This window comes from Myceligenerans pegani, assembly GCF_014892515.1.
GTDB lineage: Bacteria > Actinomycetota > Actinomycetes > Actinomycetales > Cellulomonadaceae > Myceligenerans > Myceligenerans pegani.
The window spans coordinates 125,317-150,729 of the sequence record NZ_JADBGR010000096.1; the positions used below are offsets into that span (position 1 = coordinate 125,317).

General features: G+C 72.5%; 25 protein-coding genes. 16 read left to right on the forward strand and 9 right to left on the reverse strand.

Annotated elements, in window-relative coordinates; all coding sequences use genetic code 11:
* Window positions 1–49 precede the first annotated feature (49 nt).
* The 6 genes from IIE03_RS15925 to nagB all read left to right on the forward strand — a co-directional run bounded on the left by IIE03_RS15925 (window position 50) and on the right by nagB (window position 6,464).
* On the forward strand, window positions 50–1,195 hold the full coding sequence (locus IIE03_RS15925; protein WP_192863732.1) for an ROK family transcriptional regulator: 1,146 nt from the start codon (window positions 50–52) through the stop codon (window positions 1,193–1,195).
* A 77-nt stretch (window positions 1,196–1,272) separates the two neighbouring features.
* The gene (locus IIE03_RS15930; protein ID WP_192863733.1) at window positions 1,273–2,565 is read left to right on the forward strand and encodes an extracellular solute-binding protein; all 1,293 of its coding nucleotides are present in this window, start codon (window positions 1,273–1,275) and stop codon (window positions 2,563–2,565) included.
* A 114-nt stretch (window positions 2,566–2,679) separates the two neighbouring features.
* Window positions 2,680–3,636, forward strand: a complete 957-nt coding sequence (locus IIE03_RS15935) for a carbohydrate ABC transporter permease (protein WP_192863734.1) — start codon at window positions 2,680–2,682, stop codon at window positions 3,634–3,636.
* Window positions 3,637–3,641: 5 nt separating this feature from the next.
* Window positions 3,642–4,562: a carbohydrate ABC transporter permease gene (locus IIE03_RS15940; protein WP_408632852.1), complete on the forward strand. Its 921-nt coding sequence runs from the start codon at window positions 3,642–3,644 to the stop codon at window positions 4,560–4,562.
* Entirely contained in the window at window positions 4,562–5,683 is a 1,122-nt protein-coding gene (locus tag IIE03_RS15945; RefSeq protein ID WP_192863735.1) for an ROK family protein, read from the forward strand. The genes IIE03_RS15940 and IIE03_RS15945 overlap by 1 nt, the downstream gene beginning before the upstream one ends.
* A 1-nt stretch (window position 5,684) precedes the next feature.
* Complete coding sequence (gene nagB, locus IIE03_RS15950) at window positions 5,685–6,464, forward strand: glucosamine-6-phosphate deaminase (RefSeq protein ID WP_192863736.1); 780 nt, start codon at window positions 5,685–5,687, stop codon at window positions 6,462–6,464.
* Between the two features lie 25 nt (window positions 6,465–6,489).
* On the opposite strand, the gene IIE03_RS15955 is transcribed toward nagB, so the two are convergent.
* From IIE03_RS15955 to IIE03_RS15965, 3 genes are all read right to left on the reverse strand, one after another.
* Complete coding sequence (locus IIE03_RS15955; RefSeq protein ID WP_192863737.1) at window positions 6,490–7,971, reverse strand: nicotinate phosphoribosyltransferase; 1,482 nt, start codon at window positions 7,969–7,971, stop codon at window positions 6,490–6,492.
* Window positions 7,972–8,084: 113 nt separating this feature from the next.
* Window positions 8,085–9,911, reverse strand: a complete 1,827-nt coding sequence (locus IIE03_RS15960) for a DEAD/DEAH box helicase (protein WP_192863738.1) — start codon at window positions 9,909–9,911, stop codon at window positions 8,085–8,087.
* A complete protein-coding gene (locus tag IIE03_RS15965; protein WP_192863739.1) occupies window positions 9,908–10,270 on the reverse strand; it encodes a DUF3039 domain-containing protein in 363 nt (120 codons plus the stop codon). The genes IIE03_RS15960 and IIE03_RS15965 overlap by 4 nt, the downstream gene beginning before the upstream one ends.
* Before the next feature lie 117 nt (window positions 10,271–10,387).
* Here IIE03_RS15965 and IIE03_RS26785 point away from each other — a divergent pair, with 117 nt between their 5' ends.
* The 8 genes from IIE03_RS26785 to rdgB all read left to right on the forward strand — a co-directional run bounded on the left by IIE03_RS26785 (window position 10,388) and on the right by rdgB (window position 16,829).
* Window positions 10,388–11,863: an AAA family ATPase gene (locus IIE03_RS26785; RefSeq protein WP_192863740.1), complete on the forward strand. Its 1,476-nt coding sequence runs from the start codon at window positions 10,388–10,390 to the stop codon at window positions 11,861–11,863.
* A 113-nt stretch (window positions 11,864–11,976) separates the two neighbouring features.
* Window positions 11,977–12,312, forward strand: coding sequence for an ATP-dependent Clp protease adapter ClpS (gene clpS, locus IIE03_RS15975; protein ID WP_192863777.1), 336 nt, complete (start codon window positions 11,977–11,979; stop codon window positions 12,310–12,312).
* A gap of 38 nt (window positions 12,313–12,350) precedes the next feature.
* A complete protein-coding gene (locus tag IIE03_RS15980) occupies window positions 12,351–13,106 on the forward strand; it encodes a DUF2017 family protein (protein WP_192863741.1) in 756 nt (251 codons plus the stop codon).
* Window positions 13,107–13,219: 113 nt separating this feature from the next.
* Window positions 13,220–14,023 (forward strand): glutamate racemase, encoded by an 804-nt coding sequence (gene murI, locus IIE03_RS15985; RefSeq protein ID WP_192863742.1) that lies wholly within the window; start codon window positions 13,220–13,222, stop codon window positions 14,021–14,023.
* On the forward strand, window positions 14,023–14,853 hold the full coding sequence (locus IIE03_RS15990) for an MBL fold metallo-hydrolase (protein WP_192863743.1): 831 nt from the start codon (window positions 14,023–14,025) through the stop codon (window positions 14,851–14,853). Before murI ends, IIE03_RS15990 begins: the two co-directional genes overlap by 1 nt.
* 109 nt (window positions 14,854–14,962) lie before the next feature.
* A complete protein-coding gene (gene rph / locus IIE03_RS15995) occupies window positions 14,963–15,724 on the forward strand; it encodes a ribonuclease PH (RefSeq protein ID WP_318843022.1) in 762 nt (253 codons plus the stop codon).
* On the forward strand, window positions 15,721–16,128 hold the full coding sequence (locus IIE03_RS16000; RefSeq protein WP_192863744.1) for a DUF3054 domain-containing protein: 408 nt from the start codon (window positions 15,721–15,723) through the stop codon (window positions 16,126–16,128). Before rph ends, IIE03_RS16000 begins: the two co-directional genes overlap by 4 nt.
* Complete coding sequence (gene rdgB, locus IIE03_RS16005) at window positions 16,125–16,829, forward strand: RdgB/HAM1 family non-canonical purine NTP pyrophosphatase (RefSeq protein WP_192863745.1); 705 nt, start codon at window positions 16,125–16,127, stop codon at window positions 16,827–16,829. Before IIE03_RS16000 ends, rdgB begins: the two co-directional genes overlap by 4 nt.
* A gap of 79 nt (window positions 16,830–16,908) precedes the next feature.
* Here rdgB and IIE03_RS16010 read toward each other — a convergent pair whose 3' ends face one another.
* The 6 genes from IIE03_RS16010 to IIE03_RS16035 form a co-directional block, all read right to left on the reverse strand.
* Complete coding sequence (locus tag IIE03_RS16010; RefSeq protein ID WP_192863746.1) at window positions 16,909–18,111, reverse strand: sulfotransferase family protein; 1,203 nt, start codon at window positions 18,109–18,111, stop codon at window positions 16,909–16,911.
* Window positions 18,112–18,162: 51 nt separating this feature from the next.
* Window positions 18,163–18,975, reverse strand: coding sequence for a LytR/AlgR family response regulator transcription factor (locus IIE03_RS16015; protein ID WP_192863747.1), 813 nt, complete (start codon window positions 18,973–18,975; stop codon window positions 18,163–18,165).
* A 103-nt stretch (window positions 18,976–19,078) separates the two neighbouring features.
* Window positions 19,079–20,470, reverse strand: coding sequence for a histidine kinase (locus IIE03_RS16020; RefSeq protein ID WP_192863748.1), 1,392 nt, complete (start codon window positions 20,468–20,470; stop codon window positions 19,079–19,081).
* A gap of 2 nt (window positions 20,471–20,472) precedes the next feature.
* On the reverse strand, window positions 20,473–22,239 hold the full coding sequence (locus IIE03_RS16025) for a sodium/solute symporter (RefSeq protein ID WP_192863749.1): 1,767 nt from the start codon (window positions 22,237–22,239) through the stop codon (window positions 20,473–20,475).
* Window positions 22,236–22,595, reverse strand: a complete 360-nt coding sequence (locus IIE03_RS16030; protein WP_192863750.1) for an ABC transporter ATP-binding protein — start codon at window positions 22,593–22,595, stop codon at window positions 22,236–22,238. Before IIE03_RS16030 ends, IIE03_RS16025 begins: the two co-directional genes overlap by 4 nt.
* 56 nt (window positions 22,596–22,651) lie before the next feature.
* Complete coding sequence (locus tag IIE03_RS16035) at window positions 22,652–23,071, reverse strand: hypothetical protein (RefSeq protein WP_192863751.1); 420 nt, start codon at window positions 23,069–23,071, stop codon at window positions 22,652–22,654.
* Window positions 23,072–23,389: 318 nt separating this feature from the next.
* Here IIE03_RS16035 and IIE03_RS16040 point away from each other — a divergent pair, with 318 nt between their 5' ends.
* Both IIE03_RS16040 and IIE03_RS16045 read left to right on the forward strand, forming a co-directional pair.
* Window positions 23,390–23,719, forward strand: coding sequence for a DUF4212 domain-containing protein (locus tag IIE03_RS16040; protein ID WP_192863752.1), 330 nt, complete (start codon window positions 23,390–23,392; stop codon window positions 23,717–23,719).
* The gene (locus IIE03_RS16045) at window positions 23,716–25,392 is read left to right on the forward strand and encodes a sodium:solute symporter family protein (protein WP_192863753.1); all 1,677 of its coding nucleotides are present in this window, start codon (window positions 23,716–23,718) and stop codon (window positions 25,390–25,392) included. Before IIE03_RS16040 ends, IIE03_RS16045 begins: the two co-directional genes overlap by 4 nt.
* Window positions 25,393–25,413 lie beyond the last annotated feature (21 nt).

A 25,413-nucleotide genomic window follows, 5' to 3' on the forward strand; every position in this document is an offset into this window, starting at 1 on the left:
CACCCCCCGGTGATGGACAGCGAGCCGTTAATCAGGTGTACTAACAAACATGGCGACGACGACACGCAGCACCGGACGAGTGGGGGCGCGCCTCCGCGCCACGTCCAAGGTGCTCCCCGAGCACGCCCGCGCCCACAACCGCTCGCTCGTGCTGCAGCACCTGTTCCACGAGGGCCCGACGTCGCGCGCCGACCTCGCCCGGGCCACCTCCCTCACCCGCGTCACCATCTCCGACCTCGTCTCGGTCCTCATCGCCGAGGGCCTCGTCGAGGAACTCGGCACGCGGCCGGGCCAGCGCGTCGGCAAGCCCGCGATCCTGGTCGGCCTGCGCGGCGACGCGTTCCAGATCGTCTCGCTCGACCTCACCGACGCCGCCCAGATGCGCGGCGCCGTGATCAGCCTGACCGGTCAGGTCGTCGAGCGCCGCACCCTCGACGTCGACGGCCGCACCGGCGAGGAACTCACGGACCTGGTCGCCCGGTTCGCGCGCCTGCTCGTCGCCCAGGCGACCTGCCCCGTGCTCGGCATCGGCGTCGGATCACCCGGCGTCATCGACGACCACGGCCGCGTCATCGAGGCGCCCAACCGCGGCTGGTACGACGTCCCGCTCGCCGAGATCCTCACCGACCGGATCGGCCTGCCCGTCCAGGTCGCCAACGACGCCAACACGGCGGCACTCGGCGAGTTCACCTACGGCGGCGCCGCCTCCGGGATGCTGCTCCTCCTCGTCGGCCTCGGTGTCGGCGCCGGGATCGTCGTCGACGGCATCCGGGTGCACGGCCTCCGCTTCGCGGCCGGCGAGCTCGGCCACACCACCGCCGTCGACGACGGCGAACTGTGCGCCTGCGGCCGCCGCGGCTGCCTCGAAACCGTCCTGTCCACCCGCGCGCTGCGCAGCGCCGTCGAGGGCAAGGACCCCGTTACTGCTGACGCCGACCTCGCGGAAGTCGGAAGGGTGCTCGGAACGACCCTGGCACCCGTCGTCAGCGCGCTGAACCTCGCCGAGGTGCTCCTGAGCGGTCCCGCGGACCTGCTCGACGGCCCCCTGCGGGAAGCAGCGCAGGAGACGCTCCAGCAGCGGACGATGCCGGCGGTCAGCGCCGGGCTCCAGCTGCGGATGTCGTCTCTCGGCCAGGACGTGGTGCTCCTCGGCGCCGCCGTCCTGGTCCTGTCCGCTCAGCTGGGGGTGTCGTGAGCACACGGGAGTGGTCACGGGTGGGCGCGGCAACGCACCGCACCGACATCACAGGCAAGACCGAGAGGAATGACTTCGTGAGAAAGAACCGTCTCGTCGCCGTCACGGCGGCGGCATCCATGACCATGGCACTGGGCGCCTGCTCGTCCGGCGCCGAAGCCGGTGACGGCGACGGCGGCCCGGCCACCGGCGAGGTCCGTGTCTGGCTGGTCGGCACCGACACGCCCGACGAGGCCCGCGACTACCTGAAGAAGACCTTCGAGGAGCAGAACGAGGGCTCCACGCTCGTCATCGAGGAGCAGGCCTGGGACGGGCTCGTCGACAAGTACACGACGGCGCTCGCGGGCTCGGACGCCCCGGACGTGGTCGAGGTCGGCAACACGCAGGCGTCCGCGTTCACGTCGAACGGGTATTTCAGCGAGATCACCGCGGAGGAGTTCGAGGAACTGGGCGGCAGCGACCTGCTCCCCGGGTTCGTCGAGGCCGGTGACTGGGAGGGTGCGCACTACGCGCTGCCCTACTACGCGGGATCGCGTGCGGTGTTCTACAGCCCGCAGCTCGTCGACGCCGAGCCGCCGGCCACGCTCGACGAGTACGTGGAGACGGCGAAGGGCCTCTACGACGAGGGCAAGTTCTCCGGCGTGTGGTGGCCGGGCCAGGACTGGTACAACGCCCTGCCCTTCATCTGGGAGAACGGCGGCTACATCGCAGAGCAGGCCGACGACGGCACCTGGGAAGCGGGCTTCTCGAGCGAGGGCGGCATCGCCGGCCTGACGCAGATCCAGGACCTGATGCTCAACGCGTCGAACGCGCCGAAGGACGGTCAGGAGACCGACCTGCAGGTGCCGTTCTGCGAGGGGAAGATCGGCTACCTCTCGGCCCCGACGTGGATCCAGTGGTCGATCAACGCGCCCGAGGAGCCCGAGACCGAGGACGGCGTGCCGGGCTGCGCGTCGACGTACGGCGGCGACCTCGAGGCGTTCGCGCTGCCGGGCAAGGACGGCGGCGCCGCCCAGGTGTTCGCCGGCGGCTCGAACATCGCCATCGCGCAGAAGTCCGAGCACCGTGACCTCGCGTACGAGGCGCTCAAGATCATGCTGAGCGACGAGTACCAGTCGATCCTCGCGGGCATCGGTCTGATCCCCGCCAAGGTCTCCCTGGCCGGCGAGGTCCCGCAGGACACCTCGATCGGCGCGGCGGGCGTCGAGGCGGCCGCCAACGCGAAGCTCACCCCGGCCACCCCGAAGTGGGCCGACGTCGAGGCGCAGACCGTGCTGCAGACCCAGTTCACGCGACTCGCCAACGGCGAGGACGTCGAGCAGGTCGCGGCCGATCTCGACGCCGAGATCGAGTCGATCCTCAACGGCTGACACAGCCGCCCACGTTCGCGGTCCTCTGCCCGGGCATCCCCGGAGCCCGGGCAGGGGACCGTCACACTGCCCCTCCACCTGCTTGTCGTTCTCGTTCGTGATCGGAAGGCGGCCATGAGCTCCCTCGCCACCGAAGCCGCGGCGCCACCCGCGCCGGCGCCCACGCCGCCGCGTCCGCGTCGCCGGCGCTTCCCCACCGTCCCCTGGCTCCTGCTGTCCGGGTCGATCCTGATCCTCGGCGTGCTGACCGGCTACCCGGTCGTGCGGATGCTGGTCATGTCCTTCCAGGAGTACGAGCGCGCCCAGGTCATGGGCATGCCGGCCGAGTGGGTGGGCCTCGACAACTACGTCGCGATCCTCACCGACAGCGGCTTCTGGGAGGTGCTCGGGCGCAGCATCGTGTTCATGGTCGTCGCCGTGACGCTGACGATGGTGCTCGGCACCCTCGTCGCCCTGCTCATGATGCGGCTCGGCCGGAAGATGCGGCTCCTGGTCTCCGTCGGCCTGCTGCTCGCGTGGTCCATGCCGCCCCTGAGCTCGACGACGATCTGGGGCTGGATCTTCGACACCGAGTACGGCCTCGTGAACAACCTGCTCACGCGGATCACGGGGGACCGCTGGTTCGGCCACTCCTGGCTGCTCGACCCGCTCGGCTTCTTCACGATCCTCACCTTCATCATCGTCTGGGGCGCCATCCCGTTCGTCGCGTTCACCATGTACGCGGGTCTGTCGCAGATCCCGGGGGAGGTGCTGGAGGCCGCCCAGCTCGACGGCGCGGGCCCCTTCGCCCGGTTCCGGCTCGTCATGCTGCCGTACGTGCGCACCATCGTCACGGTGCTCGTCGTGCTCTCGATGATCTGGGACCTCAAGGTCTTCCCCCAGGTCTACGCGCTGCAGGACATCGGCGGCGACCGCGAGAAGACCAACACCATCGGCGTGTACATCTACCAGATGGGCATGGGGCAGGGGCACTTCGGGATGGCCAGCGCCATCGCGTTCGTCTTCGTGGCGATCATGCTCCTGCTGTCCGTCTACTACGTGCGCCGCACCATCAAGGAGGAGGAACTGTGAGCCAGGTGCGGTCGGTCGAGGCGGGGCGCGCGGCCCCGCCGCGAAGGTCCGGGAGCGCTACCCCCGGGGTGCGCCGGTCACCCGTCCGGCGTGCGAAGGACGCCGGCTGGGGGCTGGTCGCGATCGTCGTCTTCGCGCTGTTCGTGTTCCCCGTCTACTGGATGCTGAACACGTCCTTCCTGCCGAACAACCGGATCCGCGGCGAGGAGATCTCGTTCTTCCCGACGCCGGACGTCTTCACGCTGGACAACTACCGCTCCGCGATGTTCAGCGAGGAGCGCGCGCCCTTCGCCCCCGCGGTGATGAACTCCCTGAGCACCACGTTCCTCACCCTCGTGGTGTGCCTCGTGATCGGCTTCGTCGCGTCGATCGCGCTGACCCGGTTCACCTTCAAGGGGCGGCGCACCTTCATCATCCTCATCCTCGTCATCCAGATGATCCCGGGCGAGGCGATGATCATCTCCCTCTACCGGATCATCGACGGCTGGGCGCTGATCAACACGATCATCGGCCTCTCCGCGGTCTACGTGGCGGGTGTGCTGCCCTTCACCATCTGGACGCTGCGCGGCTTCGTCGCGGGTGTGCCGAAGGAGCTGGAGGAGGCGGCCATGGTCGACGGCTGCTCGCCGGCCGGGGCGTTCTGGCGCGTCACGTTCCCCCTGCTCGCGCCCGGTCTCGTCGCCACGGGCATCTTCGCGTTCATCAACGCGTGGAACGACTTCGTCCTCGCGCTGGTCATCATGCAGCGCCCGGACACGATGACCCTGACCCTCTGGCTGCGCACCTTCGTCCTGGTCACGCAGGCCACCAACTGGGGCGCGGTCATGGCCGCCGCGGTCCTCGTGGCGATCCCGGCCGTGATCTTCTTCCTCATCGTCCAGGGCCGGATGTCCGGTGGCCTGGTCGCCGGCGCGGTGAAAGGCTGATGACGAACACGAGCACCAACCGGTCCGGTGCGGCGGCGCACACCGTCGGCCTGGACATCGGCGGAACCAAGATCCTCGGCGCGCTCCTGGACGCCGGCGGCGGCCTCGTCGCCACCACCCGCCTGGCCACCGAGCTCGGGCCCGAGGGCGTCGTCCGGTCCGCCGCCCGCGCCACCCGCGACGTCGTGGCGGCCGCCGGGCTGGACCTGTCCGCCGTGGGTGGCATCGGACTGGGCATACCCGGCATCGTCGACGCGGCGGCGGGCACCGTGAAGCACGCCGTCAATCTCGGCGTCCGGGACGAGCTGCCGCTCGCCGAGCGGCTGTCCGCCGCGCTCGGCGGCGTCCCCGTCGTCGTCGAGAACGACCTCAACGTCGCCGCGGTCGGCGCCGCGCACGTGCTGGAGCGGGAGGGCGCGCAGGCAGCCTCGTGCCACGACGACCTCACGGTGTCCGACGGCGGTGCGGGTGCGGTTCTGGCGCCCGGGGTGCCGGCGTCCGCGTACCACGAGGACCTCGCGTTCCTCGCGCTCGGCACGGGCGTCGCGTCCGGCCTCGTCATGGACGGCCGCCTGCGCCGCGGCGTGAGCGGCGCCGCCGGGGAGATCGGGCACGTGCCCGTCGACCCCGCGGGCCCCGAGTGCTCCTGCGGGCAGCGCGGCTGCATCGAGACCTTCGTGTCCGGGACGGCGCTGGCCACCGCGTGGCCCTCACGGCACGGGAAGCCCTCGCCCGTCGAGCTCTTCGAGGCGGCCGACGCCGGGAACGCCGACGCGATCCGCGTGCGGAAGCGGTTCGCGGACGCGGTTGCGGCGGCCGTGCGCATGCTCGTGCTCACGGTCGACGTGCACTACGTGGTGCTCGGTGGCGGCGTCGCCCAGCTCGGCCGGCCGCTGCTCGACGTCGTGCGCGACTCGCTGCGGGAACAGGCGGAGGTGTCACCCTTCCTCGCATCGCTCGGCCTGCCCGAACGTGTCACGCTGGCACCGTCGGACGTGCCGGTCGCCGCCGTCGGCGCCGCGGTGCTGGGTCGGCGGGACGAGCGGGCGGAGCTGCCGGCGAAGGTCGATGGCGCGGCGCCCGCGCCGGCCCTGGCGGGCACCAAGACGAGGGGACGATGACATGGAGGTCGTGATCGCACCGGCCGACGAGCTCGCGCGGCTGGCGGCCGACGCGATCGAGGTGCTGCTCACCGCGCGGCCACGGAGCGTGCTGGGGCTGGCCACCGGATCGAGCCCGCTGAAGGTGTACGACGAGCTGGTCCGGCGGCACGAGGCCGGGCTGTCCTTCGCGCACGCCCGGGCGTTCATGCTGGACGAGTACGTCGGCCTGCCCGACGACCACCCCGAGCGGTACCGGAACGTCATCGAACGGGAGATCGCCTCGCGCGTCGACTTCGCGCCCGGCGCCGTGCGGGGCCCGGACGGGAACGCCGAGGACCTGGAACGCGCCTGCGCCGACTACGAGGCCGCCATCGCCGCGACCGGCGGGGTGGACCTGCAGCTCCTCGGCATCGGCACCGACGGGCACATCGCCTTCAACGAGCCGGGATCGTCGCTGGCCTCGCGCACGCGGATCAAGACGCTGACGCGGCAGACCCGTGAGGACAACGCGCGGTTCTTCGGCGGCGCGGTCGACGACGTCCCGCGGCACTGCCTGACCCAGGGGCTGGCGACGATCATGTCGGCGAAGCACCTGCTGCTGCTCGCCACGGGGCGGGCGAAGGCGGAGGCCGTGCACCAGCTCGTGGAGGGCCCGATCTCGGCCATGTGGCCGGCGACGATCATGCAGATGCACCCGCACGCCAGCGTCCTGGTCGACGACGCCGCGGCGAGCCGCCTCCAGCTGGCCGACTACTACCGCCAGACGTACGCGGAGAAGCCGGACTGGCAGGCTCTGTAGCCGGGGGACGCCTGGGCGGAGCTGGTCAGTCCGTCAGGGTCAGGGCCGTCGTCGGGAGGGCCGGATCGCCCGAGGAGAGGCGCCGGGCGCCGCGGGGGAGTTCCGCCCGCGCGTTCGCGTGGGTGCGGACCGCGTTCTCCACGCCGTACGCCCCCACCCAGCGTGAGTCCACCGCGCCCTCCACGACCAGCGGGGCGTGCAGCGGGCGGACGTCCCGGTTGTCGGGGGTCCAGGCCGTGACCAGCTCGTCCGGCCCCGTGACGAGAAGCTCCTCGGTCGCGCGGCCGTCCGGCCCGTACCGCCGCCCGGCCGCCTTGCGGCCCCCGACGGATGCCTTGCCCGGCGACGACTTCTCCACCGGCTCCAGCCGGCCCGCCGAGTTCTCCCGCGCGACGAGCTTGTACACCATCCCGCAGGTCGGCGCCCCGGACCCGGTCACGAGCCGCGTCCCGACGCCGTACACGTCCACCGGCACGGCCGCGAGGGCCGCGATCGAGTACTCGTCGAGGTCCGAGGTGACCACGATCTTCGTGTCGCGCGCGCCCAGTTCGTCGAGCCGCGCGCGCACCTCGACCGCGAGACCGCCGAGATCGCCGGAATCGAGCCGCACCGCGCCGAGCCCCGTGCCCGCCACCTCGACGGCGCGCTCCACACCCCGCAGCACGTCGTAGGTGTCGACCAGCAGGGTGGTGCCCGGCCCGAACGCCTCGACCTGCGAGCGGAACGCGGAGATCTCGTCGTCGTGCAGGAGCGTGAACGCGTGCGCGGCCGTGCCGATCGTGTCCAGGCCGTAGCGCATCCCGGCCTCGAGGTTCGACGTGCCCGCGAAGCCGGCCACGACGGCGGCACGTGAGGCGGCGATGGCGGCCTGCTCGTGGGCCCGCCGCGAACCCATCTCCAGCACGGGCCGGTCGACCGCCGCGCTGGTCATGCGCGACGCCGCCGACGCGACCGCCGAGTCGTAGTTGAGGATCGACAGCACCAGCGTCTCGAGCAGGACCGCCTCGGCGAACGTGCCCTCGACCTGGAGCACGGGCGAGCCGGGGAAGAACATCTCGCCCTCGGCGTACCCCTGGATCGTGCCGGTGAAACGATATCCGGCGAGGTAGTCGAGCGTCCGGGCGTCCACGACGCGTTCGCGTTCCAGGTACGCCAGCTCGTCGTCGCCGAACCGGAAGTGCGCAAGCGCTTCCAGCACACGGCCGGTACCGGCGAGCACGCCGTACCGGCGCCCGGCCGGGAGCCGGCGCGTGAACACCTCGAACACGCAGTGCCGGTTCGCCGTGCCGTCCGCGAGGGCCGCCTGGAGCATCGTCAGCTCGTACCGGTCGGTGAGCAGCGCGACCGACGGCCGCGCCGCGGGTCGCGGGGCGGCGGGCAGGTCCGCGGGAAGGTCTCTCGGCAGGCCCTGGCCCGGTGCGGGGGCCGACGGCGGCGCCGGCTCGACAAGGTGCAGGGCAGGCCAGTCGCTGAGCGGGGCGCCAGTGCCCCGGGGCTCGCTGGTCATGCGGTCAACGGTATGGCAGCCGAGCGGCGCGGGCAGGCCGAAAGCGCCGACTTTACGCTCTCGTCTCACGATCTGACCGTGTCGGAAACATCACGTGGAGGGGAAAGCTTGCGTCAGCGTGCGCCGACGAACCAGCGCCGCACCTTCGCCACCCGCTCCTCGAGCTGCGCGGCCGTCGCCAGCGGCACCTCGGGGCCGCCGCACTCGCGGCGCAGGCGGGTGTGGATGACGCCGTGCGGCTCGCCGGACCGCTTGGCCCAGGCGCCCACGAGCTTGGACAGCTCCTTGCGCAGCTCGCCCGCCCGGCGGTGCTCGTGCTCGGCCCGCTCGGCCGCCTGCTCGCGCTCCGTGAGCCCTTGCGCGGCCTGCGCGGCCCGGGCGCCGCGCGCCTTGGCCTGGTCCGCCTGCCGCTGCCGCAGCAGCGTGGTGACCTGGTCCGGCTCCAGCAGGCCGGGCAGGCCGAGGAAGTCGAGCTCCTCCGCGGAGCCGACGTCCGCGCCCGTGCCGAACTCGCCGCCGTCGAACAGGACGCGGTCGAACGACGCCTGGGCGTCCAGCGCCTCGAAGGTGCCCTGCGTGAGCTCGCCGGACGCCTTCTCCTCGCGGTTCGCCTCGGCGAGCAGGCCGGCCTCGGGGTCGTACTCGATCCCCTGCTCCTCGGCGGTGGTGGGCCGGTCCAGCGCGTGGTCCCGCTCCACCTCGAGCCCGCCGGCGAGCTCCAGGAGCGGCGCGACGGACGGCAGGAAGACCGACGCGGTCTCGCCGCGCGTCCGGGCGCGCACGAACCGCCCGACGGCCTGGGCGAAGAACAGCGGGGTCGACGTCGACGTCGCGTACACGCCGACGGCGAGCCGGGGGACGTCCACGCCCTCGGACACCATGCGCACGGCAACCATCCAGCGGTCGTCGGACGCGGTGAACTCCTCGATGCGGCCGGAGGCACCCGCGTCGTCGGACAGCACCACGGTGGGGCGCTGTCCCGAGATCTCCGTCAGGTGCTTCGCGTACGCGCGCGCGGTGCTCTGGTCGGTGGCGATGACGAGGCCGCCCGCGTCGGGAACGGTGCGGCGCACCTCGGTGAGGCGCTTGTCCGCGGCGCGCAGCACCGACGGGATCCACTGGCCCTCCGGGTCCAGGGCGGTGCGCCACGCCTGGGCGGTCATGTCCTTGGTCATGGCCTCGCCGAGCCGGGCCGAGACCTCGTCGCCGGCACGGGTACGCCACCGCATGTCGCCGGAGTAGGTCAGGAACAGCACCGGCCGCACGACGTGGTCGCGCAGCGCGTCACCGTAGCCGTAGGTGTAGTCGGCCTGGGATCGGCGGATGCCGTCGCGGTCCTCCGCGTAGGTGACGAACGGGATCGGCGACGTGTCGCTGCGGAACGGCGTTCCGGTCAGCGCCAGGCGGCGCGTGGCCTCCTCGAACGCCTCGCGGACGGCGTCGCCCCAGCTCAGGGCGTCCCCACCGTGGTGCACCTCGTCGAGGACCACCAGGGTGCGGGCCGCCTCCGTGCGTGCGCGGTGCAGCGCGGGATTGGCCGCGACCTGGGCGTAGGTGAGCGCGACCCCGTCGTAGTGCGCGCCGTGCCGGCCCTGGGCATTGGTGAAGCTGGGGTCGATCCGGATGCCGACCCGCGCCGCGGCGTCGGCCCACTGGTGCTTGAGGTGCTCCGTCGGCGCGACGACGGTGACCCGGCGCACCACGCCGGCCTCGAGGAGCTCGGTGGCGACGCGCAGGGCGAAGGTGGTCTTGCCGGCGCCGGGCGTGGCGACGGCCAGGAAGTCGCGGGGTGACCGTTCGCGGTAGAGCTCCAGCGCCTCGGCCTGCCAGGCACGCAGGTTCGACGCCGTACCCCAGGGGGCACGGCGCGGGAAGGCGGGGCTCAGGTGCGAGGCGGCCGCAGACGACGGTGTGCGCGGGAGCTGCGGCGTGTTGGTCACCTGCCGGGACCGCCCCCGGCCGGACCGTCGCCACCCTTGCCGGAACCGCCCTTGCCCGAACCACCCTTGCCGGAACCGCCGCCGTCCTGCGGGTCGCGCAGGCCCTCGTAGATCTCCTTGCACACCGGGCACACCGGGAACTTGCTCGGGTCCCGGCCCGGGACCCAGACCTTGCCGCACAACGCGATCACCGGCCGGCCGGACAGGGCCGACCCCATGATCTTGTCCTTGCGCACGTAGTGGGCGAAGCGCTCGTGGTCCCCCGGCTGCGCCTCCTCACGGGTCTCCTCGCGCTCGAGGACGCTCGTGGAACCGCTGGTGCGGGGATCGTCGGGCGGGCTGTCGAGGGGATCGCTCATGATCCGGAATTCTACTGCGCGACACCGACAAGGACACGGAGGAGACGTCTCCGTGGCCGGCGCGCGGCGCCGCCCATTTCCCTTTACCTCGTATAGCTCACCTGGTAGACAGAGGCCGTGACCGCACGCGACGAGAGGAACACCCTGCACGAGAGCACCAGCCACACCGCCGCCTCCACGCCCGGCTCTTCGACGCCGGGCTCTTCGACGCCGGGCTCTTCGACGCCGGGCTCTTCGACGCCGGGCTCTTCGACGCCGGGCTCTTCGACGCCGGGCCCTTCCACGACCGACGCCCCCGCCGCCGACGCCCCCGTCTGGCCGGACCTCGGCCAGCACGACGCCGCGGCCCGTGCCGCCGTCGCCGGGATCGCCGCCCTGCTCGGGCAGCCCGTTCCCGAGCGCACGACGGAGCCCCGCGACGCCTCCGAATGGCTCGCCCGCACCTGGGGCGTGCCCGAGGCCTCGCTCGAGACCGTCTCCCGTCCCGTCTCCCCGGTCCTGCACCTCCTGTACGGCTTCGTGCTCGGGCGGTGGATCGCGGAGCACGCCGACGTCGTCACCCAGCGCGGCCCCGACCGCCGTGCCCCGCAGCTGTCCCGGCTCGATCTCGGGTCGGGCGTCGCCGTCACGGTTCCGACGGCCGCGACCGTGCTCTTCCCCGCGGGCACCCGCGACGAGCACCCGGTCGCGATCGAGACCGGCTACCAGTTCGGCGACCCGTTCCTCACGGCCCGCGCGCTGCCCGGCCGGCGCGACGTCGCGGAGCGCGCCCTCGACGCCCTGAGCGACGACCTCGCCGCCGACCACCCGTACCGGGGCCGCACCCTCCAGGCGAACGGCACGGGCCGGCTCACGATCCGGCCCGTCACGCCGACGCCCCAGGAGCGCTCCGACCTGATCCTGCCGGACGAGATCTGGCACGAGATCGGGCTGTTCTGCGCCGGGGTGACCACACGCCGCGACACGCTCCGCGCGCTCGGCCACTCGACGTCCCGCGGCCTGCTGCTGGCCGGGCCGCCGGGAGTCGGCAAGACGAAGCTGGCGCGGGTGCTGGCCACGGAGCTCGTCGGCACCGTCACCGTCGTGCTGGTCACCGCCGACGTGCTGCGCACGTGGATGACCGAGCTCTACGAGGAGGTCCGCACGCTCGGGCCGTGCCTCGTGGTCCTGGAGGAGATCGACTCGGTGGGCGGCAAGGAGAGCCGCGGCACCACCAGCTTCGGCGAGTTCCTCGACGCCCTCGACGGCGCCCGCGCCACCGACGACGTCCTCACCGTGGCCACGACGAACGACCCGGGCGCGCTCGACCCGGCGGTCAAGCGCCCGGGCAGGTTCGACACCATCCTGGAAGTCCCGCCGCCGGACGCCGCGGGCCGCGAGGCGATCCTCCGGCTGTACCTGCCCCCGGGCACCGGCGTCGACGCCGGCCTGGTCGCCTCGTTCCTCGACGGCGCGACGGGTGCAGACCTCCGCGAGGTCGCCCGCCGCGGGCTGCTGGAGCACGGCGCCGACGGCCTGACGACGGATCGCGTGCTGGACATCGCGACGTCGGGCCGCTGGAAACCGGCCACGGTCGTGGGAAACTATCTTTGATATTCACCCGGCCGGCCAGGCGCAGGTGAATGCCTATGAATCCAGTGGTCGGAGATGTGATTCCGACCCCCTGAGATCGCTAAGGTAGGGGGGTGACTTCCTCCGCTGCGCAGATGCCCCTGTCCGCGCCCGCGGCAACAGTCTCAGCCGGGACGGCCACCCAGCAGGAGACCGAGCAGGACGCGGCCCGTGAGCCCGCCGATCCGTGGGTGACGATCGTGTGGAACGATCCCGTCAACCTCATGTCGTACGTGACGTACGTCTTCGAGAGCTATTTCGGCTATCCCCAGGCGAAGGCACACACGCTGATGATGCGGGTGCACAACGACGGCAAGGCGGTCGTGTCCAGCGGTGGACGCGAACGCATGGAGGTGGACGTGCAGGCCATGCACGGATTCGGATTGTGGGCGACGCTGCAGGAGTCCGGCGGCGCGCAGGGAGCGGCATGACGCCGTTCCGCGCCATGCGACGTGGTTACGAGTCGCGGATGGATCCTGTCGAGCGCGCCGTGCTCGCCCGGGTGGCGCGCGACGTCGCCGCGATGGTCCGCGACGAGACGGGCCTGCCCGCCGCCGCGCCCGAACCCGATCCGAACGACGTGCCCACGCCCCACACGGGCAGCACGACGCGTGTGTGGAACAAGGGACTGCTCGCCCCGGACGAGATCACGGACGGCGACCTCGCGAAGCTGACGGGGATCTCGTCGGTCGGGCCCACGCCCCAGGATCCAGCGGTCCGGCGCCTCCTGCCCGACGCGAGCAAGGACGACGACGCCGTCGCGGGGGAGTTCCGCCGCCTGACGCAGAACGACCTGGCCCGGGAGAAGGCCGAGCGCCTGGAGGCGTTCGCGGACCTCCTGGAGCCGCCGGCGTCCGAGGACGATCCCGAGCCGGAGAAGGCGCCGTGGCAGACGCTCGGGCGCCACGGGGCGCCCCCGCCCGTGCGCGTGTCGCGCGAGTCCGCCGACGCCGTCGCGGGAGCGCTCACGGACATGCGCCTGGTCATCGCCCAGCGCCTCGGCCTGGAGTCGGACGACGACGTCAACGCGCTGACCGACCAGGTGATGTGGGACCAGCAGATGGGCCGGGAGATCCCGGTCGCCGCCGACGGGCGCGCCGCGCGGCGGTTCTGGTCCGGGGTGTTCGTCGCGGCGGGCTTCGCGCTGGAGACCCTGATGGAGGTCATGATCGCGGATCTGCGCGGCCGGCCCCGCCCTCCGGAGAGCCGCTCCGAGGACAACTGAAGGGTGGCGTGCACCCGCGCGGCCTTCCGGCGTCGCCGAACGTGGCAGGCATCACCCACGACGCGTGGCCCGGGTAACGGATCGGACACATTCGCGCGATTAGCATCGCACCCGTGAACGACGCGCCCATCGGCATCTTCGACTCCGGCCTCGGCGGCCTCACCGTCGCGCGCGCCATCCTGGACCAGCTACCCAACGAGCAGGTCCGGTACCTCGGCGACAACGCGAACACCCCGTACGGCCCCAAGCCCCTCGGCGCGATCCGTGCCATGGCGCTCGACGTCATGGACCGGCTCGTGTCCGACGGCGTGAAGATGCTGGTCATCGCGTGCAACACGGCGTCGTCGGTCGCGCTGCGCGATGCCCGCGAGCGGTACACGCTGCGCCACGGCATCCCCGTGGTCGAGGTCATCCTCCCCGCGGCGCGCGCGGCGGTGCGCACCAGCCGCACCGGCCGCATCGGCGTCATCGGCACCCGGGCGACCATCGAGTCCCTGGCCTACGACGACGCGTTCCACGTCACCCCCGGGCTGGAGATCGTCACCCAGGCGTGCCCGGAGTTCGTGCGCCTGGTCGAGGAGGGGCAGACCTCGGGCGAGGACGTCCTGAAGTACGCCCACGAGTACCTGGATCCCATGAAGGAGGCCGGCGTCGACACCCTGGTGCTGGGCTGCACGCACTACCCCCTGCTCACCGGGCCGATCAGCTACGTGATGGGCGAGGGCGTCACGCTCGTCTCCAGCGCGGACGAGACCGCCAAGGACGTGTACCGCAAGCTCGTGGCGCACGACCTGGAGCGGAGCCCCGAGGCGGGCCCGCCCGTGCACGCGTTCCTCACCACCGGTGCGCCGGACGACGTCCAGCCGCTCGCGCACCGCTTCCTCGGACCCGAGGTCTCCCGCATGGAGGCCGTCTGATGCGCCTGATCACTCTCGGGGTCTCGGGTTCCGGGCCGGGGCCGGGCTCGCCGGCGTCGTCGTACCTCGTGCAGGTCTCCGCGGCGGAGGCCGCCGCGGCCGGGTACGAGGCACGGGACTGGACCGTCGTCATGGACCTCGGCAACGGTGCCTTCGGCGCGCTGCAGCGCGCCGTCGACCCGTTCGACGTCGACGCCGTGGCCATCTCCCACCTGCACCCCGACCACTGCGCCGACCTCTCGGGCCTGTACGTCTACCTGCGGTACCACCCGGAGCACGGGTCGGCCCGCACCGGCAAGGGAAAGCACCTGCCGGTGTGGTCCCCGTCGACAACGGCGGTGCAGGCCGCGCGGTCCTACGGGCTGAGCGACGGCGAGACGATGGACGCGGACTACGACTTCCGGTCCTGGCGGGAGGGCGTGCCCGTGCAGGTCGGGCCGCTGACCCTGGAGCCGTACCGGGTGTTCCACCCGGACGAGGCGTGGGGCGTCCGGGTGACCGGGCCGAGCACGCTGCGGCCGGACGAGCGCGCGGTGATCGCGTACACCGGCGACACCGACTACTGCCAGGGCGTGGTGGCGCTGTCCCGCGACGTCGACCTCCTGCTCAGCGAGGCGGCGTTCGTCGAGGGGCGGGACGACCACGTCGAGCCGGGCATCCATCTGACGGGCAGGCGGGCCGGGCGGATCGCCCACGAGTCGGGGGCCAGGAGGCTCCTGCTGACGCACCTGCCGGTGTGGAACGAGCCCGCCATCACCCTCGCGGAGGCACGCGACGAGTACGACGGCGACGTCAGGCTGGCTCAGCCGGGAGCGACGTACACAGTGTGATGACGACGACCATGAGCCTGGCGGCACGCCGTCCCGCGCGACGCGGCAGAACCTCGTGCTCGTGCGGCGAAGCTCGTGGTCGATGCGTCGAGCCGCGTAGGCTTCTGGCGTGACTATCAGTACCTCCGACATCACGCGTGCCGACGGGCGCGCCACCGACCAGCTCCGCCCCGTGAGGATCACCCGCGGCTGGCTCGACCACGCCGAGGGCTCCGTGCTCGTCGAGTTCGGCCGCACGCGGGTGCTGTGCGCGGCGTCGTTCGAGGAGGGCGTGCCGCGCTGGCGCAAGGGCTCCGGTGAGGGCTGGGTGACGGCCGAGTACGCGATGCTGCCGCGGTCCACGAACACACGCGGGAGCCGCGAGTCCGTCAAGGGCAGGATCGGCGGCCGGACGCACGAGATCTCGCGGCTGGTGGGGCGGTCCCTGCGGGCCGTGGTCGACATGTCCGCGCTCGGCGAGAACTCGATCGTGCTGGACTGCGACGTGCTCCAGGCCGACGGCGGCACCCGCACCGCCGCGATCACCGGCGCCTACGTGGCCCTGGCCGACGCCGTCGCCTGGGGGCAGCGGCACGGCCACATCACCTCGCGCGGCAAGCCCGTGCTGACCGACTCCGTGGCCGCCGTGTCCGTGGGCATCATCGACGGCACGCCCATGCTCGACCTCCCGTACGAGGAGGACGTGCGCGCGGAGACCGACATGAACGTCGTGGTCACCGGCGGTGGCAAGTTCATCGAGGTGCAGGGCACGGCCGAGCACGCGCCGTTCGACCGGTCCGAGCTCGACGCCCTGCTGGATCTGGCCGTGGCGGGCACCGCCGAGCTGACGCGGCTCCAGGAGGAGGCGCTCGCCCGGGAGCTGGGCGGATGACGACGGCCGACGACGCGGGGCGGCCCGGCGCGGGCCGGATCCCCGTCGCCCCGGGGATCGTCGCCGATGCCGTCGCCGTCCTCGTGTTCGCCATCGCGGGGATGAGAGCGCACGACACGCTCGTGCTCGAGCTCGGGCGGGTCGTCTGGCCGTTCGCCGTGGGAGCGGCCGTCGGCTGGGCCTGGACACGTGCCTGGCACGATCCGGCCCGGATCTGGCCGGTCGGGGTCGGGGTCTGGTTCACCACGGTGGTGGGCGGGATGATCCTGCGGGTCGCCACGGGCGGCTCGTCCGAGATCTCGTTCCTGCTCGTGACGGCGGCGTTCCTGGGCGTCACGATGCTGGGCTGGCGCGGGATGGTGACGGTGCTCAGGCGCGGTGCGCGGAAACAGGAGGCGAAGTGACGGACCGGACGGAGACCCAGGGCGGCGCGCCCGCGAACCCGGCGGTTCGCGTCCCGGACGAGGCGCGCCTGGTCATCGCCACCCACAACCGTAAGAAGCTCGTGGAACTGCGCGCGATCCTCGGCGCCTCCGGCGTGGACCTGCCTGACGGCGCCCTTGTCACGTCCGGCGGGATCGGCGCGCCCGAGCCGGTCGAGGACGGCGTGACGTTCGCGGCGAACGCCCTCATCAAGGCGCGTGCGGTGTGCGCGGCGACCGGCCTGCCCGCCGTCGCCGACGACTCGGGACTCGCCGTGGACGTGCTCGGCGGGTCGCCCGGCATCTTCTCCGCCCGCTGGGCGGGCCGGCACGGCGACGACCAGGCCAACCTGGACCTGCTCCTCGCCCAGCTCGCCGACGTCCGCCCCGAGCACCGCGGCGCCGGGTTCGTCTGCGCGGCGGCCCTCGTCACGCCGGGCGGCACCGAGGAGGTCCGCACGGGCGAGATGCGCGGCGTCCTGACGCTGGCTCCCCGCGGCACCAACGGCTTCGGCTACGACCCGATCCTGGTCCCCGCGGAACAGCCCGCGGCGGACGACGGCACCCCGGGCACCCGGACCGCGGCCGAGCTGACCCCGGAGGAGAAGAACGCCATCAGCCACCGCGGCAAGGCGTTCCGCGCCCTGGCCCCGCTGGTCGTGCGGGCGCTGAGCACGAGCTGAGGTTCGCACGAGCTGACGCTCAGGAGAGGGCAGTACCGCCGGCGGCACGCCTCCTGCCTCGGGGGAGGCCGGCGTGGGTCTACGAGAGGGCGGACGGAATCTTGTAGCCCGCGAAGGCCGCCGCCACCTGGAGCTCGTCCAGGCCGTAGCGCTCCAGGGTGTACTTGTGGCCCTTGTGGTGGGGCCGGTCCTGCGCCGTCGCGAGATTGGCGTCGTCGGCCTCGGTCCACGTCATGCCGAGGTGGTCGAACACGCCGCGCATCACCTTGACCGGCTCCTCGACCAGGTCGTTGTACGAGACGTCCACCAGCACGCCCTCGTCGAGCTGCTCGCGTTGCGCGAGGGCGCGGTCCACGCCCTCCGACAGCATCGTCAGCCACTCGGCGCCGATCGCCTCGAGGTCGACCGCGCCGGGCTTGTAGTGCATGTTCCGCATCGACTCGGACATGGAGCAGCCCGACGCCAGCGCCTTTCCGGGCGCCCGGTGCGTCCACACGACCTGCGCGTCCGGGAACGCGCGCAGGATCTCGGGCATCCGCCACAGGTTCCCGGGGTGCTTCAGGACCCACCGGGGCGGCTCCTGCCCGAACGACATCACCTGCAGCGCCTCGCGCAGCAGGAGGTAGTCGTCGGTGAGGTCCGCCCCGGCCAGGTACCGGCGGTACTCGGGCACGGCGGACGCCGTGGTGTGCAGCTCGGAGTGGTCGCGCAGGAAGAAGTCCTCCTCCTCGCTGGTCGCGATCAACGGGTGGATCTGCGACCAGTCCGGGCTGAGCCGGTCGACGAACGAGATCCGCTTGGCGGTGCGCTCGGCGATCCGGGCGCGTTCCGCCGGGTCCTCGACCGGCAGGCCGAGGTTGAGCATCTCCCACAGCAGCGGACCGCGATTACCCGGCGAACGGGCGATCAGGTTGTACGTGAACGTGGTCCCCGTGCGCGGCAGACCGGTCACGAACACCGGTGCCACGACCGGCTGCTCCCTCACCTCGGGATGCCGCGCCTGGACGTCCCGGATGATCACGCGGTTCCGGAGCCGGTTCCGGATCGCCTCCTGCACGGTCGCCCAGCCGAAGGGACTCAGGCCGGGATTCGCCGCGTGTGCCCGCAGGAGCAGCCGCAGCGGTTCGACGGCGGCGAGGTCCTCCGCGCCGAGCGGCCGGTACCCGCGCTCCGCCTGCGCCACCAGCTTGTCGAAGGCGGCGCCGGGGTCCTTGCGGCTGCGCGCCCCCGGCAGGGTGAGCAGGTTGAGCATCCTGAGCATGGGGGGAATGGCCTGGGACATGAAGGTCATACTGCCCATTTGTGCAGGTCAATACAAGGGGGATGAAACTTCCTATGCGCCCAGGCGCCGGCGCAGCTCGGCCGCCTGGCGCCGCGACACCTCCACCCGGCTGCGCTGCCGGTCGTTCATCACGCAGGCCAGGGCGCCTTTGAAGTCCGGCACCAGCTCCCGCACGTGGTCGAGGTTCACGAGGTACGAGCGGTGCGTGCGGAAGAAGTGCCCGCGCAGCCGACGCTCGAGCTCGTTCAGCGAGAAGGTGACGAGGAACCGCTCGTCGGCCAGTTTCAGGTACGAGTAGCCGCGCGCGGCGCTCGCGTACACGATCGCGCGCTGGTCCACCAGCACCGTCCGGCCGTCCTTCTGCACCGGTACCTTCGCCAGGGGCCGCGGCAGGCCGGGCTCGGAGCCCTGTTCGGCGCCCGACGACGTGCCCCGGCCGCCCGGCGCGTCGCCGCCGGTGCCCCCGCCCGCGCCGTCGTCCGAGCCGGGCTGGGTCAGTGCCCGCTCGACGGCGCGGGCCAGCCGGGCGGCGTCGAAAGGTTTGACCAGGTAGTCCGCGGCCTCCAGGTCGAACGCCTCGACCGCGTGGTCCGGGTGGGCGGTGGTGAACACGATCCGCGGCGGATGCGGCAGCCTCCGCGCGGCGGCCGCGACGTCGAGACCGCTCGTGCCCGGCATCCGGATGTCGAGCAGCACGAGGTCGTACGGGATCGACTCCAGGAGTTGCAGGGCCTCGTTGCCGTTCGCCGCCTCGCCCACGACCTGCACGTCGCCCAGCTCCTCCAGGAGATACCGCAGCTCGGCTCGCGCGGGCGCCTCGTCGTCGACGATCAGCGCACGCGGGCGGGTGTCGTCGTCGCGCACGGCCTCAGCGTAGTGGGATGTGGGCTCCGCCGGCGGCGGGGCTCAGCGCAGCGGGAGGCGCGGGCGGGCGGGAGCGGAGCCGGTCCAGCCGTGCGGCGTGGACTCAGCGCAGTGGGACCCGGAGATCCACGACGGTGCCCTCGTGCGGCGTGGAGCGGACGTCCAGGGAGAAGCGCTCCCCGAACAGGCTCGTGAGGCGCTGCGAGATGTTCCGCAGACCGACGCCCGTGTGGAGATGGTGGGCGCGGCCGCCGTCCGTCCCGTCGCCGTCGCCCGGTTCGTGGTCGCGCGCGCGGTCGCGCTCGCCTCCGCCGGCCTTCCCCTTGCGGCCGCCGTCGGGGATCGCGGTCAGGTGCGGGCCGTCCAGACGCTCCAGGACCTCGGGCGCCATCCCGACGCCGTCGTCGGACACCCGGATCGACGTGGTGCGGGTCAGCGGGTCCACCCGCGCCCGGAGCGTCACCGTGCCGCCGTCCACCTTGTCGGCCAGCCCGTGCTTCACCGCGTTCTCCACCAGGGGCTGGATCGTCAGCACCGGGACGTGGGCCGTGAGCACCTGCGGATCGATGTCGTACCGCACCCGCAGCCGGTCGCCGAACCGCGCCTGCTCGAGTGTCAGGTAGGTCCGCACGAAGAAGTACTCCTGCGCGAACTCCGCCAGCTGGCCGTCCTGCCGCACCGCGTACCGGAAGAAGTCGCTCAGCCGCAGCAGCAGGGCCCGTGCCTCCTCCGGGTCGGTGCGGGACTTCGACGCGATCGTGTTCAGCACGTTGAACAGGAAGTGCGGGTTGATCTGCGCGCGCAGCGCGTGCAGGCGGGCGTCCGCGGCGAGCTCGCGCTCGCGGTCGGCCTCGGCGAGCTCGAGGTGCAGCGACAGGATGCCCGCCATGTCCTCGACCTGCCCGCGCCCGGCGGGCTCCGGGCCCGTGCGGAGCACGACGAGCGCCCCCACGACGCGGTCGGCGACCATGAGGGGCGCGGCGACGGCGCCCGCCAGCGGGCAGTCCGGTTCCCCGCAGCCGAGTTCCGCCGTGCTGCGCGACGTGGCGGTGCGTCCGGAGGCGATCGCCTTGAGCGTCACGGACGCCCGCACCGGCCCGCCGGCCCGGTGGTGGTCCTCGCCCGGCCCGACGAACGCCAGGATGCGCTCGGTGTCGGTGATCGCCACGGCGTCGCCGCCGAGCAGCGGGCGGAGCAGGTCCGCGGTGCGACGCGCGGCGTCGGCGGTCAGGCCCGACCTCAGGGGCATGGTGCGGCCCGCCACGATGCTGCGGGTGCCCCGGCGGGGTTCGGGTCCGCGCCGCAGCGCGGTGGCCGAGCGCGGCCCCCGCAGCGCCGACGGGTACCCGAGGACGACGGCGATGCTCGCCACCGCGCCGGCCACGACGGTGGTCCCCACTCCGAGCGGCGGATCCACGATCACCTGCGTGACCAGGTACACCACCACCCAGGTCACCGCGATCCCCCCTGCGAGCAGCACGCTCCCCGAACGCATTCTCAGTCCCCCTTCTGCGGTCCTCGCGATGTCCGGCGCTGTCGTTCCGCCAGGGCAGTACCTTCTCCGTGGATCGTGCCGCCCTGGCGTCGCCTGCTCCGGCCGGGGCCGTGGATCGTGAGGTGTGCCAGGCGTTCCGCCTGCCGGTCGGCCGCGGTGCCGTGCATGATCAGCCACTGGCGGTCGACGTCCGACGGCGGCCGGGTCACCCGCGACACGAGCGCGCAGACGGCGGCGGCCAGCGGCGCGGCCACCAGCGTGGGCGTCATCAGCATCTCGCCGATCCCGGGCCCGACCGGCAGCACGCCCAGCACGAACATGCCGATCGAGGCCAGGCCGCCGGTCAGCATCCCGGCGACCGCACCGGCCGCCGTCGTGCCGCGCCACCAGATGGCCAGCACGAACACCGGTGTCAGCGCCGAGCCGGCGATGGCGAAGGCCCACGTCACCATCGCGGCGACGATGGACGGGACGGACGGCGCGAGGCTGTCCGGCTGCATGACCATCGCCATCCCGGCGGCGGTGAGCGCGACGACGGCGGTGCTCGCCCGGCCGGCCCACACCGCCTGGCGCTGGGTGGCGCGCGGGTTGATGTGCCGCTCGTACACGTCGTGCCCCCAGGACGCGGCGGCGGCGAGCAGCAGGCCCGCGATCGTGGACATCACCGCGACCAGCGCGCCGGCCGCGATGACCGCGAGCCCGATGTCGCCGCCGTACAGCCGGCCGAGGACCGGCAGCGCGTGCTCGGGCACGCGCAGCACGCCGTCGGTGGTGAGGGCGGCGAGCCAGGCGTGGTCGTCGGCGGCGTCGGCGATCTTCTGCCGGGCCGCGGTGCCGAGCATCACGGCCAGCGCGTAGAACAGGCCCGCGAGCCCCAGCACCCACACCGTCGTCATGCGCGCGGCGGTGCCCGTCGGGCTGGTGAAGTACCGGTTCATCACGTGCGGCAGCCCGGCCGTGCCCATGACGAGGGTGAGGATGAGCGCGAACTGGGCGAGCGGGCCGTAGGCGGCTCCGGGTTCGCCGAAGGTCGCCGCGGTGCCGGGGTCGAGCTGGTCGGTCTCTGCCCGCAGCTCCCAGCCCTCCGGGCCGGGCACGGGGTTGGCCAGCGGGGTCGCCGAGAGGTCGGAGACGGCCTCGGGATAGCGGAACCCGGAGCCGATGACGGCCAGGGCGAGCCACACCAGCGCGCCGAGCAGCACGAGGAACTGCACGGCCTGCGTCCACGTGGTGCCGCGCATCCCGCCGAACGCGACCAGCGCGGCGACGAACATCGTGGACAGCAGGACGCCCGTGCCGTACGGGTCGAGGCCGGGCAGGCCGCGGCCGACGAGCAGCTGCCACGTGATGCCGCTGCCGACGGACTGCGGGATGAGGTAGCTCAGGATGACCACCTGCACCACGCCGACCGACACCAGTCGGACCCGTTCCGACCCGAGGCGCCGGCCCAGGAAGTCGGGGATCGAGAACTCGCCGAACCGGCGCAGCGGCGCGGCGACGAACAGCAGCACGGGCACGAACCCCGCCGCGAAGCCGACCGCGTACCAGACGCCGTCCAGGCCGGACACGTACACCGCGGCCGCCACGCCCAGGAACGACGCCGCGGAGAAGTAGTCGCCGCAGATGGCCAGGGCGTTGGTCGCCACCCCGACGCGCTGGCCCGCCAGGTAGAAGTCGACGGTGGAGGCGCCGCGCGGGCGCACCAGCCAGGCGACGAGCACGAGCGTGGTGACCAGGGTCACCAGGGCGGTGGCGCCGGCCGCGGTCACGGTGTGTCCTGGGGCTCGGGGCGGTCGTCGCCCTCGTCGTGCGCGCCGCCGAGCATGCGGGCCTCGACGGCGGACGAGAGCGTGGCCGCGGCCAGCCCGACGGCGAGGAAGAACACGTAGAGCCCGAACGCCGCCATGGCGAACCCGGGACTCATCCCGCCGTCGATGCGTGCGCCGGACCACCAGCCGAGGGTGAGGGACAGCGCGGGCACGCCGAGCACGGCGGCGAGGAAGAGGACGAAGTGCCAGACCGCGACCCTGCGCAGGGTGCGGAAGGCGGCGTCGACCTCCGCGGGGGTGTCGTGCTCCTCCACGTCGAGACGGGTATCGGCAGGGCGGGTATCGGCGTCGTCCATGGGGTTCAGTCTGGCGCGGTCGCGGGCGGGGCGGGGTGTGTGCCTGTCGACCGGGGTCAGAACGGGTTGCGGTACAGGCGCCAGGCGGTGGCGAGGACGACGACGGCGCCCGCGCCGACCAGGACCAGTCCCTCCCCGGCCCACACGTGCCACCAGGCGTCGGTGGTCGCGACGGTGTGGCCGAGGCGCACCGACTGCCAGGCCACGATGACCGCCACCGGCAGGCCCACCACGACGCAGTGCACGATCGCGGAGATCCGGTGGGGGATCACGGCGCCGGAGAAGAGCAGCATCGCGAGGGCCGCCGTCAGGACCCCCGCCCCGCCGTAGCCGGGCAGGTTGCCCGCAGCGGTGCGGACCCAGGGGAGCAGCGAGCCGATGAGGACGCAGAGCGCGCCGACGATCATCATCGTGCTGCCGGGATGGAGGATCCGTCGGCGCGCGGTGGGCCGGGATGCGCTCGACGTCGAGGACATGCTCTCGATCGTAGAGCAACGGCGCGCTCGCGCCGCGACCCGGCCGGCCGGCGTGCGCGACCGGGCGTGCGAGCGGGGGCGCCGGGACCGCGAACGGTCGGTCCGGTCCCGCGAGTGGTTCCCGCCGGCCCGATCGACCCGCTGGCCTGCCGCACGCGACCGCTCGCGGGACCACGACCGCCGTCGGGCACCCTGCCCCTTGCAGGCCGGAGGACCGGGGTACTTGGCTCATCGTGGGAACCATGTGACCCGGGCCACACCGGTGGGTGCGGGCGGGTCCTTCCGGCACTGCCGGACCGAGACGCAAAGGAGCGCAACATGTCCGACGACGTCGTGACGCCGGAGGGCGGCCCGCCGCCCGCCGGCGGCGAGGGCAACGGGTGGCGGAAGGAGTACTGGCGCAAGAATCTGCGGCTCATGGTCGTGCTGCTGATCGTCTGGTTCGCCGTCTCCTTCGGTTGCGGGATCATCTTCGTGGAGCAGCTCAACCAGGTCGTGATCGCCGGCTTCCCGCTCGGCTTCTGGTTCGCCCAGCAGGGATCGATCTACACCTTCATCGTGCTGATCCTCGTCTACGCCGTGCGCATGGACCGGCTCGACCGTGAGTACGGCGTGCACGAGCGCAACCACGACGGGGGGCTGACATGAGCGAGACACAGGTCTGGGCGCTCGTCTTCGTCGCGCTCAGCTTCGGCGTCTACATCTACATCGCGTGGCGCAGCCGGGTGCGCGAGACGAAGGGCTTCTTCGTCGCCGAGCAGAACGTGCCGGCGGTCGCCAACGGTGCCGCCGTCGCGGCGGACTGGATGTCCGCGGCGTCGTTCATCTCGATGGCGGGACTCATCGCGTTCCTCGGCTCGGACGGCTCCATCTACCTGATGGGCTGGACGGGCGGTTACGTGCTGCTGGCCCTCCTGCTCGCGCCGTACCTGCGCAAGTGGGGCAAGTTCACGGTCCCGGAGTTCGTCGGCGACCGGTTCAGCGAGACCGTGCGGTCCGTGGCCGCCGTGGTCGCGATCATCGTGTCCTTCACCTACGTGGTGGGGCAGATGGCCGGCGGCGGCATCGTGTTCGCGCGGTTCCTGGAGATCCCGCAGGCCGGCGGCGTCGCCATCGCGGCGGCGGTCATCTTCACCTACGCCGTGTTCGGCGGCATGAAGGGCATCACCTGGACCCAGGTGGCCCAGTACACGGTGCTCATCGTCGCCTACCTGATCCCGGCCTGGGCCGTGGCCAACACCATGACCGGCATCCCGATCCCGCAGGTGTCGTTCGGCCAGATCCTTGCCGAGCTCAACGAGCTCCAGGCCGAGTTCGGGCTCGACCAGTACACGCAGGCGTTCACCGCACGCCCGCAGATCGACGTGTTCCTCGTGACGATGGCGCTGATGATCGGTACGGCGGGCCTGCCGCACGTGATCATCCGCTTCTACACCACCAAGTCGGTGCGGGGGTCGCGCTGGTCGGCGCTGTGGGCGCTGGTCTTCATCGCCCTGTTGTACACGACGGCCCCGGCCGTCGGCGCCTTCACGAAGTTCAACCTGCTCGACGGCGTGCAGGGCCAGGCGGTCGACGCGCTCCCGCAATGGGTGCAGAACTGGCAGGCCACGGGCCTGGTGTCGGTCTCCGAGACCTCGGAGACGGTCAACTCGGTCACGAACAACGCCGCCGTGTTCGCGGCGGGCGACGCCGACCTGCTCGTGAACAACGACATCCTGGTGCTCGCCAGCCCGGAGATCGCGGGCCTGCCCGCGCCGATCGTCGGGCTCGTGGCGGCCGGCGGGCTCGCCGCGGCGATGTCGACCGCGGCCGGGCTGCTGCTGGTCATCTCCTCGTCGGTGTCGCACGACCTGTACTTCCGGTACGTGGACCACCACGCCTCGGAGGCACGGCGGCTCGGTGTGAGCCGGATCGCGATGGGCCTGGCCGTGCTCGTGGCGATCTACTTCGGCATCAACCCGCCGGCGTTCGTGGCCCAGGTGGTCGCCTTCGCCTTCGGGTTGGCGGCATCGACGTTCTTCCCGATCCTCGTGCTCGGCGTCTTCTGGAAACGAGCGAACGCCACCGGCGCGGTGTCCGGCATGATCGCCGGCCTCGCGTTCACCGCGACCTACATGATCTACACGCTCGAGGTGTTCGGGACCAGTGCGAACCCGCACATTCTGGGCATCAGCCCGGAGGGCATCGGCACCATCGGCGCCGTGGTCAACCTGGTCGTGACGGTCGTGGTCTCGCTGGCGACCCGGCCGCCGTCCGAGGAGGTCCAGGAGATGGTGGAGCAGATCCGCTACCCCTCCGAGCGGGAGGAGACGCACGCCTGACCGACCCACGGAACCGCCGGA